Origin of the sequence: Pseudomonas sp. D4002, assembly GCF_013385665.1 — a bacterium.
In the GTDB taxonomy this organism is placed as follows: domain Bacteria; phylum Pseudomonadota; class Gammaproteobacteria; order Pseudomonadales; family Pseudomonadaceae; genus Aquipseudomonas.
The window spans coordinates 1-15,209 of sequence record NZ_JACAPN010000024.1; the positions used below are offsets into that span (position 1 = coordinate 1).

Here is a 15,209-nt window from a genome sequence, read left to right on the forward strand (position 1 = left end):
AAAGCGAATACCAACCAAAGGTTGGTTGAGGGTTGCCCCTCAACCATAGAATCTCCCACATTTGTCAGGGGGTGGCAGGGTGGCTTAGGTACGGCACTCCACCAGCGTTTTCAACTGTCCCGAACCGGTCTGGTTGGCATCTGACAGCCACCGCTCAAACCCCGCCCCAATCGCCGGCCATTCCCCATCCAGGATCGAGTACCACGCCGTATCCCGGTTGCGGCCCTTGACCACGGTGTGCTGGCGAAACACCCCTTCAAAACTGAAACCCAAACGCTCGGCGGCGTTTTTGGAGCGGGCGTTGGCGTTGTTGCACTTCCACTCCAGGCGACGATTGCCCAACTCAAACGAGTGCCTGGCCAGCAGGTACACCGCCTCGGTGCTTTTCGGTGAACGTTGCATCGGGGCGCCGAAGGTCACGTGGCCGATTTCAATGCGGCCTTGCTCGGGCACGATGGACATCAGGCTGAGGATGCCTTGCACCTCGTCGCTGGCCTTGTCGATCACACTGAAGAAGTACGGGTCGCTGTGGGACGCGTGGTTGTTCAGCCAGGCGTCGAAGGCGGCGCGCTCGGGGAATGGGCCGTAAGGCAAATAGTCCCACAGCTTCGGATCCGCGCCGGGGCCTTGCAGGGCGTTGAACAGGTCATCGCCGTGGCGGGCGGGGTCGAGTTTTTCCAGGCGCACGAAGCGCCCTTCGATAAGGGTGACGGTGGGCGCCGGGACACCTTTCCAGTCGGCCAATGATGTCGTCATGCTGTGCTTCTCCTTAAAGACCTTTGCGAAACTGGATAAAACCGGGGCGTTCGGCGATGCGTTCGTACAGCTGGATGGCGGTGGCGTTGGTCTCGTGGGTCAGCCAGTGGACCTTGCAGCAACCGTCGGCCTTGGCGGTGGCGTAGACGAATTCGATCAGCTTGCGGCCGACGCCGGTGCCGCGCTGGGCCGGATCTACCAGCAAATCCTGCAGGTAGCAGGAGTTCTCGATGCTCCAGTTGGAACGGTGGTAGATGAAATTGACCATGCCTATGGCCTTGCCGTCTTGCCAGGCCAGGGCCGAGTGGGTCGGCTCATTGGCGTCGATCAAGCGTTGCCAGGTGTTCTGGCTGACGGCGTCGGGCAGCTCGGTGTTGTAGAAGCGCAGGTAGGCTTGCCACAGGGGCAACCAAGCGGCGTGGTCGGCGGCGCTGACCTGGCGGATTTCGATCTGGCTCATGATGGCTCCTTGGGAATAAAGCGGGCGAGGGTCTGGTCGCGTACGTCGGTGCTGGCAGCCAGGCCGTCGCGAACACCGGCGATGTCCGCCGGGCTGCGGTTCTGGCTGAGTTTGCGTTTGCCTTCCAGGCGTTGGATCGGCAGGGCAAAGCCGACAATGGCCTTGAGCATGCCGTCGATGTAGTCGGCCGGGGCGTCGCTGACTTTCCAGGGTTGGGCGCGATTGCCTTCATGGCGGTCGGTGAGGGCGCTGACCAGTTCGAGCAGGCGCTCGGCGTCGGTGAACACTTCGCCGGTGCCGTAGGCGTGTACCGCGATGTAATTCCAGGTCGGCACCACTTTGCCGTGGTCGGCCTTGGCCGGGTAGAACGACGGACTGACGTAGGCCTCGGCGCCGGCAAAAATCACCAGGGCCTCGCCGCCATTTTGCAGGTCCTGCCATTGGCGATTGGCCTTGGCCATGTGCCCGTAAAGGGTGCCGTTGGGCCCTTCATCCGGGTTGAGCAGCAGCGGCAAATGGCTGGCTTGCAGGCCTTGTTCGCCCAAGGTCACCAGTTGCGCCAGGCGCGTGTGCTGGATCAGTTGCTGGATTTCGGGCAAGTCATCGAGGGCAAAGGCGCGTGGTGTGTACATGAAGATTTTCCTTGGCGAATGCCTGCATCCTAGGCAGGCTATTGGTTCGTTGTAAGAGCCATCTACAGTCAATTTTATAGGTCCAATTCCATGCCTGCGTTAGAACCACCGCTCTCGTTCAACCCGGCGGGTATCGAGTTGGACCGACGCCAGGGACTCACCCGCCAGCTCTATCAGGCGCTGCGCCAGCGAGTATTGGATGGCCGGTTGGTCAGTGGCACCCGGCTCCCCGCCAGCCGTGACCTGGCGGCGGCGCTGTCGATCTCGCGCAACAGTGTGGTTCGCGCCTACGACCAACTGTACGCCGAAGGATTTATTGAGGGCCGCGTGGGTGATGGCACCTATGTGGCGCAATTGCCGCAGACGCCGACGCCCGCAAAAAAACTATCCACAAAAGTGTCCACAGGGTTATCAACAGGCTTATCCCCAGGTTTATCCACAAAACGGCCGGATTTACCTGTGTTTTCGTCCAGTCAAGTTATCCACAGCGGTGCGCTGGCGCGAGTGGAAAACAACCATTTGGCGCTTCCGCCCAGTGGTCCGCCGAGGGCCTTCCGGGTGGGCGTACCGGCTTTCGATCTGTTCCCGTTTGACGTGTGGGCCAAGCTGAATGCGGCTTTCTGGCGCAAGCCGGACTTGCAGCAGTTGTGTTACGGCGACCCGGCGGGCGACGCGCGCCTGCGTGGATTGATTGCGGCCTATCTACGCAGTTCTCGCGGCATGCAGTGCACGGCTGAGCAAATAGTGATCACCAGTGGCGCGCAGCAGGCAATCAGCCTTTGTGCACAGCTGCTGGTGGAGCCCGGCGATGAGGTTGCCATCGAGAATCCGGGGTATCGGGCAGCAGGCCATGCGTTCGCGGTGGCGGGCGGCCAATTGCATGGCGTGACGGTGGACAGCGAGGGCATCGACTGCGCTGCCTTGAACCGCCTCGGCGGTTGCCGCCTGGCCTACGTCACCCCGTCCCATCAATACCCCACCGGCGTGGTGATGAGCCTGGCCCGGCGCCTGGAACTGCTGGCCTGGGCCGAGCGTACGGGCGGCTGGATCGTCGAGGATGACTACGACGGTGAGTACCGCTACAGCGGCGCGCCCCTGGCGCCACTGGCGGCCCTCGATCGCACGGGGCGGGTGCTGTATGTCGGGACTTTCGGCAAGGTGGCCTTTCCGGCGCTGCGCCTGGGTTACCTGGTGTTGCCGGCCGGCCTGGTCCAGGCCTTTGCCCGGCGCCGCGCGGTGGACGTGCGCCACTCGGAAGTCAGCACTCAGGCGGTGATGGCGGAGTTCATGGCGACCGGGCATTTTCAGCGCCATGTACGCCGCATGCGCCGCGCCGCGCAGAGCCGGCTCAATGCGCTATTGGCCGAATGGCCTGCCGACATTGAAGGCGTTGGCCGCCTGCCGTCGGTGGCGGCCGGGCTGCACCTGACCGTGCGGGTCGACAGCCTGGCGCGGGAACAGGCGCTGATCCAACAGGCGGCGGCAGTGGGTGTGGAGGTCAATGGCTTGAGCAGCTATTGGTTGCCGGAGTCACTCACGCCGCAGGATCAGCGTGCCGGATTGGTATTGGGGTTTGCTGCCGTGCCCGAGGCACAGATCAGCCAGGCGTTGAAGCGCTTGGGCCAGGTTTGGCGCGCGCCGGTTGCGCACTGAGGCGCAACCGGCGGCAACCGATCAGGTGCCGGACTTGATCTTGGTCCAGGCGCGGGTCCTGGCTCGTTCGGCGTCACGTCCCAGGGGCTTGAGGGTATACAGCGTGGCCATGGCCGCCTCGGTCGGGTACAGGTTGGGATTGTTGCGAATCGCCGGATCCACCAACCCGGTGGCGTCCTTGTTGGGGTTGGGGTAACCGACAAAATCGCTGATCGGCGCGATCACGCCCGGTTGCAGCAGGTAGTTGATAAAGGCGTAGGCGTCTTCCGGGTCCTTGGCGCCTTTGGGGATGGCAAGCATGTCGAACCAGATCGGCGCGCCTTCTTTGGGTAGCCGCATGTCCACGGTCACACCGTTCTTGGCTTCCTTGGCGCGGTTGGCGGCCTGGGAGAAGCTGCCGGAATAGCCGACCGCCACGCAGATGTCGCCGTTGGCAATGTCAGCCATGTACTTGGACGAATGGAAATAGGTGATGTACGGGCGGATCTTCATCAGCAGTGCTTCGGCTTTGACATAGTCCGCCGGGTTGCTGCTGTTGGGATCCAGGCCCAGGTGCTGCAAGGCCAGCGGCAGGATTTCCGACGGCGAATCCAGCAGCGCCACGCCGCATTGCTTGAGCTTGCTGATGTTTTCTACGTTGAAGATCAGGTCCCAGCTGTCCACGGGGGCGTTGGCCCCCAGCGCGGCCTTGACCTTGTCCGGGTTGAAGCCGATCAGGATGGTGCCGTACATGTAGGGCGCGGCGAATTTATTGCCGGGATCGTTGGCCTCGATCAGCTTCATCAACTTGGGATCAAGGTGGTTCCAGTTGGGCAGTTTGCTGCGGTCCAGCGGCTGGAACACCGAGGCTTCGATCTGCTTGGCCAGGAACACGTTGGACGGCACGACCACGTCATAGCCGGAGTTGCCGGTCAGCAGCTTGGCCTCCAGGGCTTCGTTGGTGTCGAAGATGTCGTAGACCAGCTTGACGCTGGGGTTCTGCGCCTTGAAATCCTCCAGGGCCTTGGGCGTGATGTAGTCGAACCAGTTGTAGACCCGCAGGGTTCTTTCTTCGGCGTGCGCGGCCCCGCTCAGCACGGCGGCGCAGAGGACGAGATGCTTGAGCATGTTCATTGGGCGAATCCCTCAAAACCTTCGAGAACGTTGACGGCATTGATGCCGATTTCTTCCACGGCGTAGCCGCCTTCCATCACAAACAGCGTCGGTTTGCCGAGGCGGGCGATTCGCGCGCCCATCGCCAGGTAGTCGGGGCTGTCGAGCTTGAACTGGGAGATCGGGTCGTCCTTGAAGGTGTCGACGCCCAGCGAGACCACGATGATGTCGGCGCCGTAGCGCTCGATGTCCCCGCAGGCCTGCTCCAGCGCGGCGCTCCAGCGGTCCCAGCCAGAACCTGCGGGCAACGGATAGTTGAAGTTGAAACCTTCGCCGGCGCCTTCGCCCAACTCGTCGGCGTAGCCCAGGAAGAACGGAAATTCCGCCTCCGGATGGCCGTGGATCGAGGTGAACAGCACATCGTCGCGCTCGTAGAAAATCGACTGGGTACCGTTGCCGTGGTGGTAGTCCACGTCGAGGATGGCCACCTTTGTGTGGCCTTGGTCGAGAAACGCCTGGGCTGCGATCGCCGCGTTGTTGAGGTAGCAATATCCGCCCATCAAGTCGCTGGCGGCGTGGTGCCCGGGCGGACGGCACAGGGCGAAGGCACTGCGGGCGCCTTGCTGGATCGCCTGTTGCGCGGTGAGTGCTACTTGCGCCGCGCTGTAGGCCGCTTGCCAGGTGCCGGCGGTGATCGGCGCGCCGCCGTCGAAACTGTAATAGCCGAGCTGGCCGTGCAGGCTGGTGGGGATGACCCGGCGCAAGGTGCGTGCGGGCCAGGTGTAGGGCAGCAAGTCTCCGTCCTGGCCAAATGCCGTCCAGCGTTGCCAGGCGCCTTTGAAGAAGTCCAGGTACGCGGGGCTGTGAATACGTTGCAGCGGCGCCAGGCCAAAATCCTCAGGCGCTTGCACCGGGCCCAGTTCGCGGTCCTTGACCCGTTGCAACACATGGTCGGCGCGCGAGGGCATTTCGAAACAGGGCATCAGTTGCCCGTCCATCAACTCGCACCGGCCATGGTGCAGGTGGTGATCGTCCGAGTAGATCGTCAGCATATTGTTGTTCTCCGCAGGCTGAATCGGTGAGTCCAGTCTTGCGGCGGGTGGGATTAATGAGAATGGCAGGAGCGGCCAAAAGGGGATAAATATGGCCAAAGTGTGTGACCGCAATTCGCCCCGAAATGGCGCGGCCGTGCCCCAGCAAGTGGCTTCAGGGGCGGAACTGGCTGGGTGCGACGCCGCTCCAGCGAACAAAGGCGTGACGGAAACTCGCGGTTTCGCTGAAGCCCAGCGCCTCGGCAATTCGGTAAATGGGCAGCTCATCCTCGCCCAGCAATCGCTTGGCCCGCTCGAAGCGTAGCTCGTCCAGCAACTCCTGATAGCTGCAGCCCAAGTCATGCAGGTGCCGGCGTAGCGTGCGCGGGGAGCAGTTCATCTGCTCGGCCAGGCCGTCGAGGCCCGGCGCGGCGCTGAGTTGGCTGGCGAGCAGGTGGCGAATCTTGCCCAGCCAGGCCTGGCGCCCGGTGAACTCGGTGTTTTGCTTGCGGCAGCGCTCGGCCATGGCCTGGTGGGTGACGGCGTCGGCTAATGGCAGGGGCTGGTCCAGCCAGCTTCGGTCGAAGGCAAACGCGTTGGCGATGGCGCCGAATTGCAGCGGGCAGGCAAAGATTTCGGCGTACCGTGCGCGGTAATCCGGGGCGTCGTGTTCAAAGCGCGCCCCCAGCAGCGGCAGGGCATGCCCCAGCAGGTCGTCGCAGATCACCTTCAACGAGGCCAGGCAGAGTTCGACGTTGAACATTTCCAGCGCCGGATTTTCCCGGTAATCCGCGGCGCTGAACCAGATGCGCGTGCCGTCTTCCTCAAGGTCCAGCTCGAAAAGTGTTCCCAGCAGCGCCGGATACCGCAGCGCCAGGCGCAAAGCGTCACCGAAGGTGGCACTGGTGAGCAGTGCGTAACCGAGCATGCCATAGGAAGAAACGTGCATTTGCCGGCCCAGCTCCAGGCCGATATCCCGGCGCAGGGCCACGGCGTTGGCGCACACGCGCATCTCCTGGTTGGTGGTGATGCGGGTGTCGGCGCGGCTCAAGTCCGCCGCGCAAATACCGCTGCCGGCCAGCAAGGCCTCGGCGGGTTGGCCTTCGGCCTTGAAGGTATTGAGCACCAACGAGACGGCATTGAGGGTGGTGAGGTGGGAGTGCAACATGGGTGCTTCCAGCCAGGGGATGGCTGGAAGAGGAGCAAGTTATATGCCGGTCAGCTCAGTTCGCCGCACAGGTCGAGTTCGACCAGGCGGCGGACTTCGGCGGTGTCCAGCCCGGCGCCGATCAACGCATTGAGCTTGCCGAACGCGGCTTCACGGGTCATCCCGCCACCTGACAACACCCCGACGCCCCGCAAGCGGCTGCCGGCCTCGTACACGTCCAGCTCCACACCGCCTTCATGGCATTGGGTGATTGCCACCACGACCACGCCGTTATCCTGCGCGCGCTGCAGGCTGGCGAGGAACTGTGGGTTGTCGCTCGGCCCGGTGCCGCTGCCGAAGCATTCCAGCACCAGCGCCTGGATGCCGCTGTCGATCAACGCGTCCAATTGCGCGGCGGCGATGCCCGGCACCAGTGGCAGCACACCCACATTGGCCAGCGCCTTGGCCTGGCGGTAATGCAGCGCCGCCGGAACCAACTCGGCTTGGGCGACGCCGCCGTTACGCTGCAATGCGGCAAACGGATGGCGACCAAAACTGCGGATCTTCGCGCAACGGGTCGGGGCCATCAGTGCGCCGTGGAAGTACAGTTGCACGCCCGGCGCCAGGCCAGCGCCCAGGGCTGCCAGCGCGCCGCTGACGTTTTCCCAGGCATCGCTGTCGGGCACACCGGCCGGCAGCATCGAGCCGGTAAACAGCACCGGCGCGGGCAGGCCCAGCAGTTGGAAACTCATGGCCGCGGCGCTGTAGGCCAGGGTGTCGGTGCCGTGCAGCACCAGTACGGCGTCGCAACCCTCGTCCACCGCCTCAATCACGGCGGCGCGCAGGCGCTGCCAATAGGCGGGGGTCATGTTCGCACTGTCGATCAGCGGGGACATTTCCCGAAAGCGCCAGGCTGGCATATTCAGTTGGGCGAGGGCTTCGCTCATGCGCGCTTCAAACCCCGAAGCGGGGGCCAGGCCGTTGGCGCTGGCCTGCATGCCGATGGTGCCGCCGGTGTAGAGCACCATGACGTTGTTGGCTGGTTGCATTGAAGAATCTCCTGAACGAAAAACGCCGCCGGGCCCAGAGCATGCCCAAGGCCGGGCGGCGTGTCATCTATCTAGGTTTAGCGTTGCGCTTGAGCGTTCAGTTCTGCGGTCGCTTGAGCGGCTGGCTCAGGCTTCACCGGATTCGCCGGCCAGGCCTTGCGGTCCAGGTCCAGGTCCGGGAACTTGCTGGAATCAAACACCGGGGTCTTGATGCCCGCAGCACGCTGGCCGTCGTAGTCATTCAGGATGCGCATGGCGATCTTGAACAGGAACGCCAGGGCGAACAGGTTGACGAACGCCAGCATGGTCATGGTGATGTCGGCGAAGGCAAACACGGTGCTCAGGTTCTCGATGGAACCCCAGAAAATCAGCACCAGCACCAGCGCACGGTAGCCCATCAGCACCTTGCGGTTGTCGCCCACGATGAAGCGCAGGTTGCTCTCGCCGAGGTAGTAGTTGTACATGATCGAGGTGAACACGAACAACGCCAGGGCCACCGAGATGAACATCCGGCCCCAGTCACCCACCACCGCCGCCAGGGAGTTCTGGGTCAGGGCAATGCCGTCGCCTTCAAAGCCCGGGGTGTAGAAGCCCGAGAGCAGGATCAGCAGCGCGGTGCAGGTGCAGATGACGAAGGTGTCGAGGAACACGCTGAACGCCTGAACCACGCCTTGGGCGATCGGGTGTTCAACCGAGGCGACTGCCGCCACGTTAGGCGCACTGCCCAGGCCGGCTTCGTTGGCGAACACGCCGCGTTTCACACCCATGATGATCGCGCTGCCCACCAGGCCACCGAAGGCCTGGTCGAGGCCGAAAGCGCTCTTGACGATGGTCGCGAGCATGGCCGGCACGTGGTCGAATTGCAGCACGATCACGTACAGGGTCACCGCGATGTAGACCAGGGTCTTGACCGGTACCAGCAGGTCGGCGATCGAGGCGATACGCTTGATCCCGCCGATGAACACCAGGCCCAGCAACACCGCCAGGGCCAGGCCGGTGTAGGTGGTGTCGAGGCCAAACGCGTTGTTCAGCGAGTGGGTGACGGCGTGGGCTTGCAGGCCATTGAAGGCGAAGCCGAAAGTCACCAGCAGCAGGAACGCCATCACCATGCCCAGCCAGCGTTTGTGCAGGCCGTGCTGGATGTAATACGCCGGGCCACCACGGTAGGTGCCTTCAGCGTCGGTGCGTTTGTACAGTTGGCCGAGGGAGCACTCGATAAAGCTCGAAGACATGCCCACCAGTGCGGTGACCCACATCCAGAATACGGCGCCCGGGCCACCCAGGGTCACGGCAATGCCGACGCCTGCGATGTTGCCGGCACCCACGCGCCCGGCGAGGCTGAGCATCAGCGCCTGGAACGAACTGAGCTGGCCGGCGCTGCTTTTCAGGCTGTCGCGAAACACCGAAAACATGTGGAAAAAGTGACGCAACTGAACGAAACGCGAGCGGATCGTGAAGTAACCACCGAGCCCGACAATGAGCACGATCAATACTTTCCCTGAGAGGAAGTCGTTGATGACTTCTAGCATGGAGTGTTCCTCGCTGATTTTTCTAATGGCAAACGCAGGACGGTCCGACGCATCGCTCGGCACCAGGCAGTGCACGACGCTTCGACCCCAATCCTTTTGCGGGTGTTGTTATTCATGCGGTTTCGCGCTTCCCAGGGTCTCGTTACCGACGACCGCTGACGCGAAGAGGGGCGGCACTATACCTAGGAGTGGGTGATCCGTCTGCACGAGGCGATTAAAGGTTTCAGCCAAGGCGTTACGGGCAAGGCGGGTTTGTTGGGCGATCTTGGAGTTTTTATTGGCGTCATTTCACAACCTTGAGGCAAAAAAAAGGGCCTGAAGAACGAGCCTTCAGGCCCTCAAAAGGTGAGAGGTGTCTAGTCCCTCAACCTGGTGAGCGGTGCAACAAACGCTTAGGCCTTCAGAGGCACCAAGCGTGGGGCAATCATGTTTTCGGGGCGCAGGATGTCGTCGAGCATGGCGTCGTCGAGCAAGCCTTCTTCGCGCACCAGTTCCAGCACGCCGCGGCCGCTTTCAAGGGCGATACGGGCGATGCGGGTGGCGTTTTCATAGCCGATGTACGGGTTCAGCGCGGTGACCAGGCCGATGGAGTGTTCCACCAGCTCGCGGCAGCGGGCTTCGTTGGCAGTGATGCCGACGATGCAGTGCTCGCGCAGCATGTCCATGGCGCGTTGCAGCAGGCGGATCGAGTCGAAGATCTTGTAGGCGATCAGCGGCTCCATCACGTTCAGTTGCAGCTGGCCGCCTTCGGCCGCGATGGTCAGCGCCAAATCGTTACCGATGATTTGGAACGCCACCTGGTTCACGGCTTCCGGGATCACCGGGTTGACCTTGCCGGGCATGATCGAGCTGCCTGGCTGACGCGCCGGCAGGTTGATTTCGTTGATGCCGGTGCGTGGGCCGCTGGACAGCAGGCGCAGGTCGTTGCAGATCTTCGACAGCTTCACCGCGGTACGCTTGAGCATGCCGGAGAACAGCACGAAAGCGCCCATGTCGGAGGTGGCTTCGATCAGGTCGGCAGCCGGTACCAGCGGCTGGCCGCTGATGGTCGCCAGGCGCTGGACGGCCAGGGCCTGGTAACGCGGGTCGGCGTTGATGCCGGTACCGATGGCGGTGCCGCCCAGGTTCACTTCGGTCAGCAGCTCAGGCGCCAGGGTCTTCAGGCGGGCCAGGTCTTCACCGAGGGTGGTGGCGAAGGCACGGAATTCCTGGCCGAGGGTCATCGGCACGGCGTCTTGCAGCTGGGTACGGCCCATTTTCAGGACGTGGCTGAATTCTTCACCCTTGGCAGCGAACGCCTGGATCAGGCTGTCGAGGCTGGCCAACAGCGCGTCGTGGCCCAGCAGCAGACCCAGGCGGATCGCGGTCGGGTACGCGTCGTTGGTCGACTGCGCCATGTTCACGTCGTTGTTGGGGTGCAGGTATTGGTATTCGCCCTTGCTGTGGCCCATGGCCTCCAGCGCGATGTTGGCGATGACTTCGTTGGCATTCATGTTGGTTGAAGTGCCAGCGCCGCCTTGAATCATGTCCACCACGAACTCTTCGTGGAAATCGCCGCGGATCAGACGGGCACAGGCTTCGCTGATGGCAGCGTGCTTGGCTTCGCTGAGTTGGCCCAGCTCGCGGTTGGCGTCAGCAGCTGCCTGCTTGACCATTGCCAGGCCGACCACCAATTTCGGGTAATGCGAAATCGGAACGCCCGAGAGACGGAAGTTGTTCACCGCTCGCAGGGTCTGGATGCCGTAATACGCTTGAGCGGGTACTTCGAGTACGCCAAGCAGGTCTTTTTCTGTGCGGAAAGATGCAGCGGAGGACATGACGGAAATCATCTCGATATGGACCCGGGCTAGGCCGGAACGCTGTGAATGCTAGGCTTGCAGGAGATTTTGGGCCAATGCTGTTAAACACTGGCCTATGCATAAACGGCATAATGTCGGTGTGACCCCGTTACCATGACGGACGTGTGTGCCAAAATGGTGCGTGCCCCGGGAGGATGTGATGAACCTTGAAAGCAAATGGCTGGAAGACTTTAGCGCCCTGGCTGCCACCCGCAGCTTCTCCCAGGCGGCTGAGCGGCGCTTCGTCACCCAGCCGGCGTTCAGTCGGCGCATCCGCAGCCTGGAGGCGGCGCTGGGGCTGACCCTGGTCAATCGCTCGCGCACGCCGGTCGAACTGACGGCGGCGGGGCAGTTGTTCCTGGTCACCGCGCGGACCGTGGTCGAGCAGCTCGGCGAGGTGCTGCGCCACCTGCATCACCTGGAAGGCGGGCAGGGTGAAGTCATGCAAGTGGCGGCGGCGCACTCCCTGGCCCTGGGTTTCTTCCCGCGCTGGATCGCGCAGTTGCGCAACGAAGGGCTGAACATCGCCACGCGGTTGGTCGCCACCAACGTGGGCGACGCCGTGCATGCGCTGCGTGAAGGCGGTTGCGATTTGATGCTGGCGTTCTACGACCCGGATGCGGCGATGCAGATGGACCCGGAGATCTTCCCGTCGCTGCACCTGGGCAACACCGAGATGCTGCCGGTGTGCGCCGCCGATGCCGACGGCAAGCCGCTGTTCGACCTGGAAGGCGAGGGCAGCGTGCCGCTGCTGGCCTACAGCGCCGGAGCTTTCCTGGGGCGCTCGGTAAACCTGCTGCTGCGCCAGCGGGCGCTGCGCTTTACCACGATTTACGAAACGGCCATGGCCGACAGCCTGAAAAGCATGGCCCTTGAGGGCTTGGGCATTGCCTGGGTGCCGCAGTTGAGCGTGCGCGCCGAGCTGGCCCGGGGTGAGCTGGTGGTGTGCGGCGGCCCGCAATGGCATGTGCCGCTGGAGATCCGGTTGTATCGCTGTGCGTTGGTGCGCAAGGCGAACGTGCGGTTGTTGTGGCGCAAGCTGGAAGGCGGCGCGGCGCAGAATACCTGAGCCCACACAGATCAAATGTGGGAGCGGGCTTGCTCGCGAAAGCGTAGTGTCAGTCAACCCATCTGTGGCTGATCCACCGCATTCGCGAGCAAGCCCGCTCCCACATTAGTTTTCTGGTGTGTTCGCTGACCTGGAAGTCAATAAAACCGCCTGTTTGCGGTGTAAGACAGATGGTCATTCCAGGGGCTGTTTATCTGCGTTATTACGGTATACTGCGCGGCCTTCGGCCGGTCCAACCGGCCTTAATTCGTACAACAAGCCACGCTGGATTTCCCGCGTGGCTTGTTGTTTTTTGACGCGCCTGCGGGCGCCCAGAGAGAAGAGGCACGACGATGAGTGCATTGGTTGGCGTGATCATGGGCTCCAAGTCCGATTGGTCCACCCTTAGCCACACCGCCGATATGCTGGAAAAACTCGGCATTCCCTACGAAGTGAAGGTGGTTTCCGCCCACCGCACTCCGGATTTGCTGTTCCAGTATGCCGATGAAGCAGAATCCCGTGGCATCGAGGTAATCATCGCCGGTGCCGGCGGCGCAGCTCACCTGCCAGGCATGTGTGCGGCCAAGACTCACCTGCCAGTGCTGGGCGTACCGGTGCAGTCGTCGATGCTCTCGGGCGTGGATTCGCTGTTGTCCATCGTGCAGATGCCCGCCGGTATTCCGGTGGCTACCCTGGCGATCGGCAAGGCCGGCGCGATCAACGCTGCCTTGTTGTCCGCCAGCATCCTCGGCGCCAAGCACCCGCAGTTCCACGCGGCGCTGAAAAAATTCCGTGCTGAGCAGACAGACAGCGTCCTGGACAATCCAGACCCACGCATTGCCTGAGGTGGTTGATTGATGAAAATCGGTGTAATCGGTGGCGGCCAACTGGGCCGCATGCTGGCCCTGGCGGGTACGCCGCTGGGGATGAACTTCGCTTTCCTGGATCCGGCACCAGATGCCTGTGCAGCTGCCCTGGGTGAACACCTGCGTGCGGACTACAGCGACCCGGATCACCTGCGCCAACTGGCCGATGAAGTCGATCTGGTGACCTTCGAGTTTGAAAGCGTCCCGGCTGAAACCGTGGCCTTCCTGTCGCAGTTCGTGCCGGTATACCCGAGCGCCGAAGCCTTGCGCATCGCTCGTGACCGCTGGTTCGAGAAGAGCATGTTCAAGGACCTGGGCATCCCGACACCGGCTTTCGCCGACATCCAGTCCCAGGCTGACCTGGACGCCGCGGTCGCCTCCATCGGCCTGCCGGCCGTGTTGAAGACCCGCACCCTGGGTTACGACGGCAAGGGCCAGAAAGTCCTGCGCACCGCCGCCGACGTGGTCGGTACCTTCGCCGAACTGGGCAGCGTCGCCTGCCTGCTGGAAGGCTTCGTGCCGTTCACCGGTGAAGTCTCGCTGATTGCCGTGCGTGCCCGCGATGGCGAAACGCGTTTCTACCCGCTGGTGCACAACACCCACGACAGCGGCATCCTCAAGCTGTCCGTGGCCAGCACCGATCACCCGCTGCAAGCCCTGGCCGAAGATTATTCGAGCCGTGTGCTGAAGCAACTGGATTACGTCGGCGTGATGGCGTTCGAGTTCTTTGAAGTCGACGGTGGCCTCAAGGCCAACGAAATCGCCCCGCGCGTGCACAACTCCGGGCACTGGACCACCGAAGGCGCCGAGTGCAGCCAGTTCGAAAACCACCTGCGGGCGGTAGCGGGCTTGCCATTGGGCTCCACGGCAAAAGTCGGCGAGAGCGCCATGCTCAACTTCATCGGCGTGGTGCCGCCGGTTGATCGCGTGATCGCGATTGATGACTGCCATCTGCATCACTACGGCAAGGCGTTTAAGGCCGGGCGCAAGGTCGGCCACGCCAACCTGCGCTGCAAGGATCGCGCGACGCTGCAAGAGCAGATCCTCAAGGTCGAAGCGCTGATCGCCGAGCAATAACCCAAGGCCGGGCGGAACCATTGGTACCCGCCACCCTCTGATTGCAGGAAGCCAAAGTCTGACTAGGCTTTGACTGAATTCACTTCAATCAGAGGGAAATGCCATGGGTATCATTGGGACCATCTTTATCGGTTTGATCGTCGGCCTGCTGGCGCGTTTCCTGAAGCCAGGCGACGACAGCATGGGCTGGATCATGACCATCCTGCTGGGTATCGCCGGTTCGCTGGTTGCGACCTATGGTGGCCAGGCACTGGGTATCTATCAGGCGGGCCAGGGCGCAGGCTTCATTGGTGCGCTGGTGGGTGCCGTGGTGCTGCTGGTGATCTACGGTCTGCTGAAAAAGAAGTAATTTAGCGACCAGGCCCTCTGCGCTGCGCAGGCGCAGAGGGCTAGAATGCTGGCACTGTAATCCTTGCCGAGCCTCTCCATGCGCCGTCTCCTGTTATCCCTTCTTCTATGCACCGGGTTGGCCCACGCTGGCGAACTGCCGGAAACCGACTGGCTGGAACTGATGCCCAAGTCGGACCAGAAAGCCCTCGAAGAAATGCCGGAAATCGACCACAACTCCCCGGAAGCCCAAGGCACGTTCACCGCAAAGGGTGGCCTGAAGCAGAGCAAGGGTTTGCCGGCGGTTATGTATTCCACCAAGACGGTGGCTGCCATGAACGGCAAGAATATTCGCATTGGCGGCTACCCCGTGCCGCTGGAAACCGACGCCAAGGGCCGCAGCACGCTGTTCTTCCTGGTGCCTTATCCGGGCGCCTGCATCCACGTTCCGCCACCGCCGCCCAACCAGTTGGTGCTGGTGCGTTATCCCAAGGGCTTGAAGCTGGATGACATCTACACGCCGCTGTGGGTGACGGGCACGCTGAAGGTGGAGAAGGTCAACAATGACCTGGCCGATGCGGCGTATGCGTTGGATGCGGGGAAGGTGCGGGCGGTCAAGGAATCGGATCTCTGATCTGATGCAGAACCTAATGTGGGAGCGGGCTTGCTCGCGAATGCGGTGTGTCAGTCAGCACATGCACTAA

Annotated in this window: 15 protein-coding genes; 6 read left to right on the forward strand and 9 right to left on the reverse strand. The window is 62.6% G+C overall.

Annotated features, from left to right (window positions below; all coding sequences use genetic code 11):
- Positions 1 to 84 precede the first annotated feature (84 nt).
- Genes HX824_RS17210 through HX824_RS17220 form a run of 3 tightly spaced genes read right to left on the reverse strand, consistent with a single transcriptional unit; the run spans position 85 to position 1,848 of the window.
- Positions 85 to 756, reverse strand: coding sequence for a GNAT family N-acetyltransferase (locus HX824_RS17210; RefSeq protein WP_177054863.1), 672 nt, complete (start codon positions 754 to 756; stop codon positions 85 to 87).
- Positions 757 to 769: 13 nt separating this feature from the next.
- The gene (locus HX824_RS17215; RefSeq protein WP_087694598.1) at positions 770 to 1,216 is read right to left on the reverse strand and encodes a GNAT family N-acetyltransferase; all 447 of its coding nucleotides are present in this window, start codon (positions 1,214 to 1,216) and stop codon (positions 770 to 772) included.
- Entirely contained in the window at positions 1,213 to 1,848 is a 636-nt protein-coding gene (locus HX824_RS17220) for an FMN-binding negative transcriptional regulator (RefSeq protein ID WP_177054864.1), read from the reverse strand. The genes HX824_RS17215 and HX824_RS17220 overlap by 4 nt, the downstream gene beginning before the upstream one ends.
- A 90-nt stretch (positions 1,849 to 1,938) precedes the next feature.
- On the opposite strand from HX824_RS17220, the gene HX824_RS17225 reads away from it, so the two are divergent.
- Entirely contained in the window at positions 1,939 to 3,501 is a 1,563-nt protein-coding gene (locus HX824_RS17225; RefSeq protein WP_177054865.1) for a PLP-dependent aminotransferase family protein, read from the forward strand.
- Between the two features lie 21 nt (positions 3,502 to 3,522).
- On the opposite strand, the gene HX824_RS17230 is transcribed toward HX824_RS17225, so the two are convergent.
- The 6 genes from HX824_RS17230 to aspA form a co-directional block, all read right to left on the reverse strand.
- Positions 3,523 to 4,614 carry a polyamine ABC transporter substrate-binding protein gene (locus tag HX824_RS17230; protein WP_177054866.1) on the reverse strand — a complete coding sequence of 364 codons (1,092 nt, stop codon included), beginning with the start codon at positions 4,612 to 4,614 and terminating at the stop codon, positions 3,523 to 3,525.
- Positions 4,611 to 5,645 carry a histone deacetylase family protein gene (locus HX824_RS17235; protein ID WP_008439485.1) on the reverse strand — a complete coding sequence of 345 codons (1,035 nt, stop codon included), beginning with the start codon at positions 5,643 to 5,645 and terminating at the stop codon, positions 4,611 to 4,613. The genes HX824_RS17230 and HX824_RS17235 overlap by 4 nt, the downstream gene beginning before the upstream one ends.
- A 154-nt stretch (positions 5,646 to 5,799) precedes the next feature.
- Complete coding sequence (locus HX824_RS17240; protein WP_102604046.1) at positions 5,800 to 6,792, reverse strand: AraC family transcriptional regulator; 993 nt, start codon at positions 6,790 to 6,792, stop codon at positions 5,800 to 5,802.
- Between the two features lie 50 nt (positions 6,793 to 6,842).
- Entirely contained in the window at positions 6,843 to 7,820 is a 978-nt protein-coding gene (locus tag HX824_RS17245) for an asparaginase (RefSeq protein WP_177054867.1), read from the reverse strand.
- 77 nt (positions 7,821 to 7,897) lie between these two features.
- Positions 7,898 to 9,349: a sodium:alanine symporter family protein gene (locus tag HX824_RS17250; protein WP_003213417.1), complete on the reverse strand. Its 1,452-nt coding sequence runs from the start codon at positions 9,347 to 9,349 to the stop codon at positions 7,898 to 7,900.
- Positions 9,350 to 9,741: 392 nt separating this feature from the next.
- A complete protein-coding gene (aspA, locus tag HX824_RS17255; protein ID WP_003213415.1) occupies positions 9,742 to 11,166 on the reverse strand; it encodes an aspartate ammonia-lyase in 1,425 nt (474 codons plus the stop codon).
- A 181-nt stretch (positions 11,167 to 11,347) separates the two neighbouring features.
- Here aspA and HX824_RS17260 point away from each other — a divergent pair, with 181 nt between their 5' ends.
- The 5 genes from HX824_RS17260 (at position 11,348) to HX824_RS17280 (ending at position 15,139) form a co-directional block, all read left to right on the forward strand.
- Positions 11,348 to 12,256 carry a LysR substrate-binding domain-containing protein gene (locus tag HX824_RS17260; protein WP_003213413.1) on the forward strand — a complete coding sequence of 303 codons (909 nt, stop codon included), beginning with the start codon at positions 11,348 to 11,350 and terminating at the stop codon, positions 12,254 to 12,256.
- Between the two features lie 332 nt (positions 12,257 to 12,588).
- Positions 12,589 to 13,080 (forward strand): 5-(carboxyamino)imidazole ribonucleotide mutase, encoded by a 492-nt coding sequence (gene purE / locus HX824_RS17265; protein WP_003213411.1) that lies wholly within the window; start codon positions 12,589 to 12,591, stop codon positions 13,078 to 13,080.
- Between the two features lie 12 nt (positions 13,081 to 13,092).
- A complete protein-coding gene (locus HX824_RS17270; protein ID WP_008439478.1) occupies positions 13,093 to 14,178 on the forward strand; it encodes a 5-(carboxyamino)imidazole ribonucleotide synthase in 1,086 nt (361 codons plus the stop codon).
- A 103-nt stretch (positions 14,179 to 14,281) separates the two neighbouring features.
- Positions 14,282 to 14,527, forward strand: a complete 246-nt coding sequence (locus HX824_RS17275) for a GlsB/YeaQ/YmgE family stress response membrane protein (protein ID WP_003213408.1) — start codon at positions 14,282 to 14,284, stop codon at positions 14,525 to 14,527.
- A 78-nt stretch (positions 14,528 to 14,605) separates the two neighbouring features.
- Positions 14,606 to 15,139, forward strand: coding sequence for a DUF3299 domain-containing protein (locus HX824_RS17280; protein ID WP_023659290.1), 534 nt, complete (start codon positions 14,606 to 14,608; stop codon positions 15,137 to 15,139).
- Positions 15,140 to 15,209: the final 70 nt, after the last annotated feature.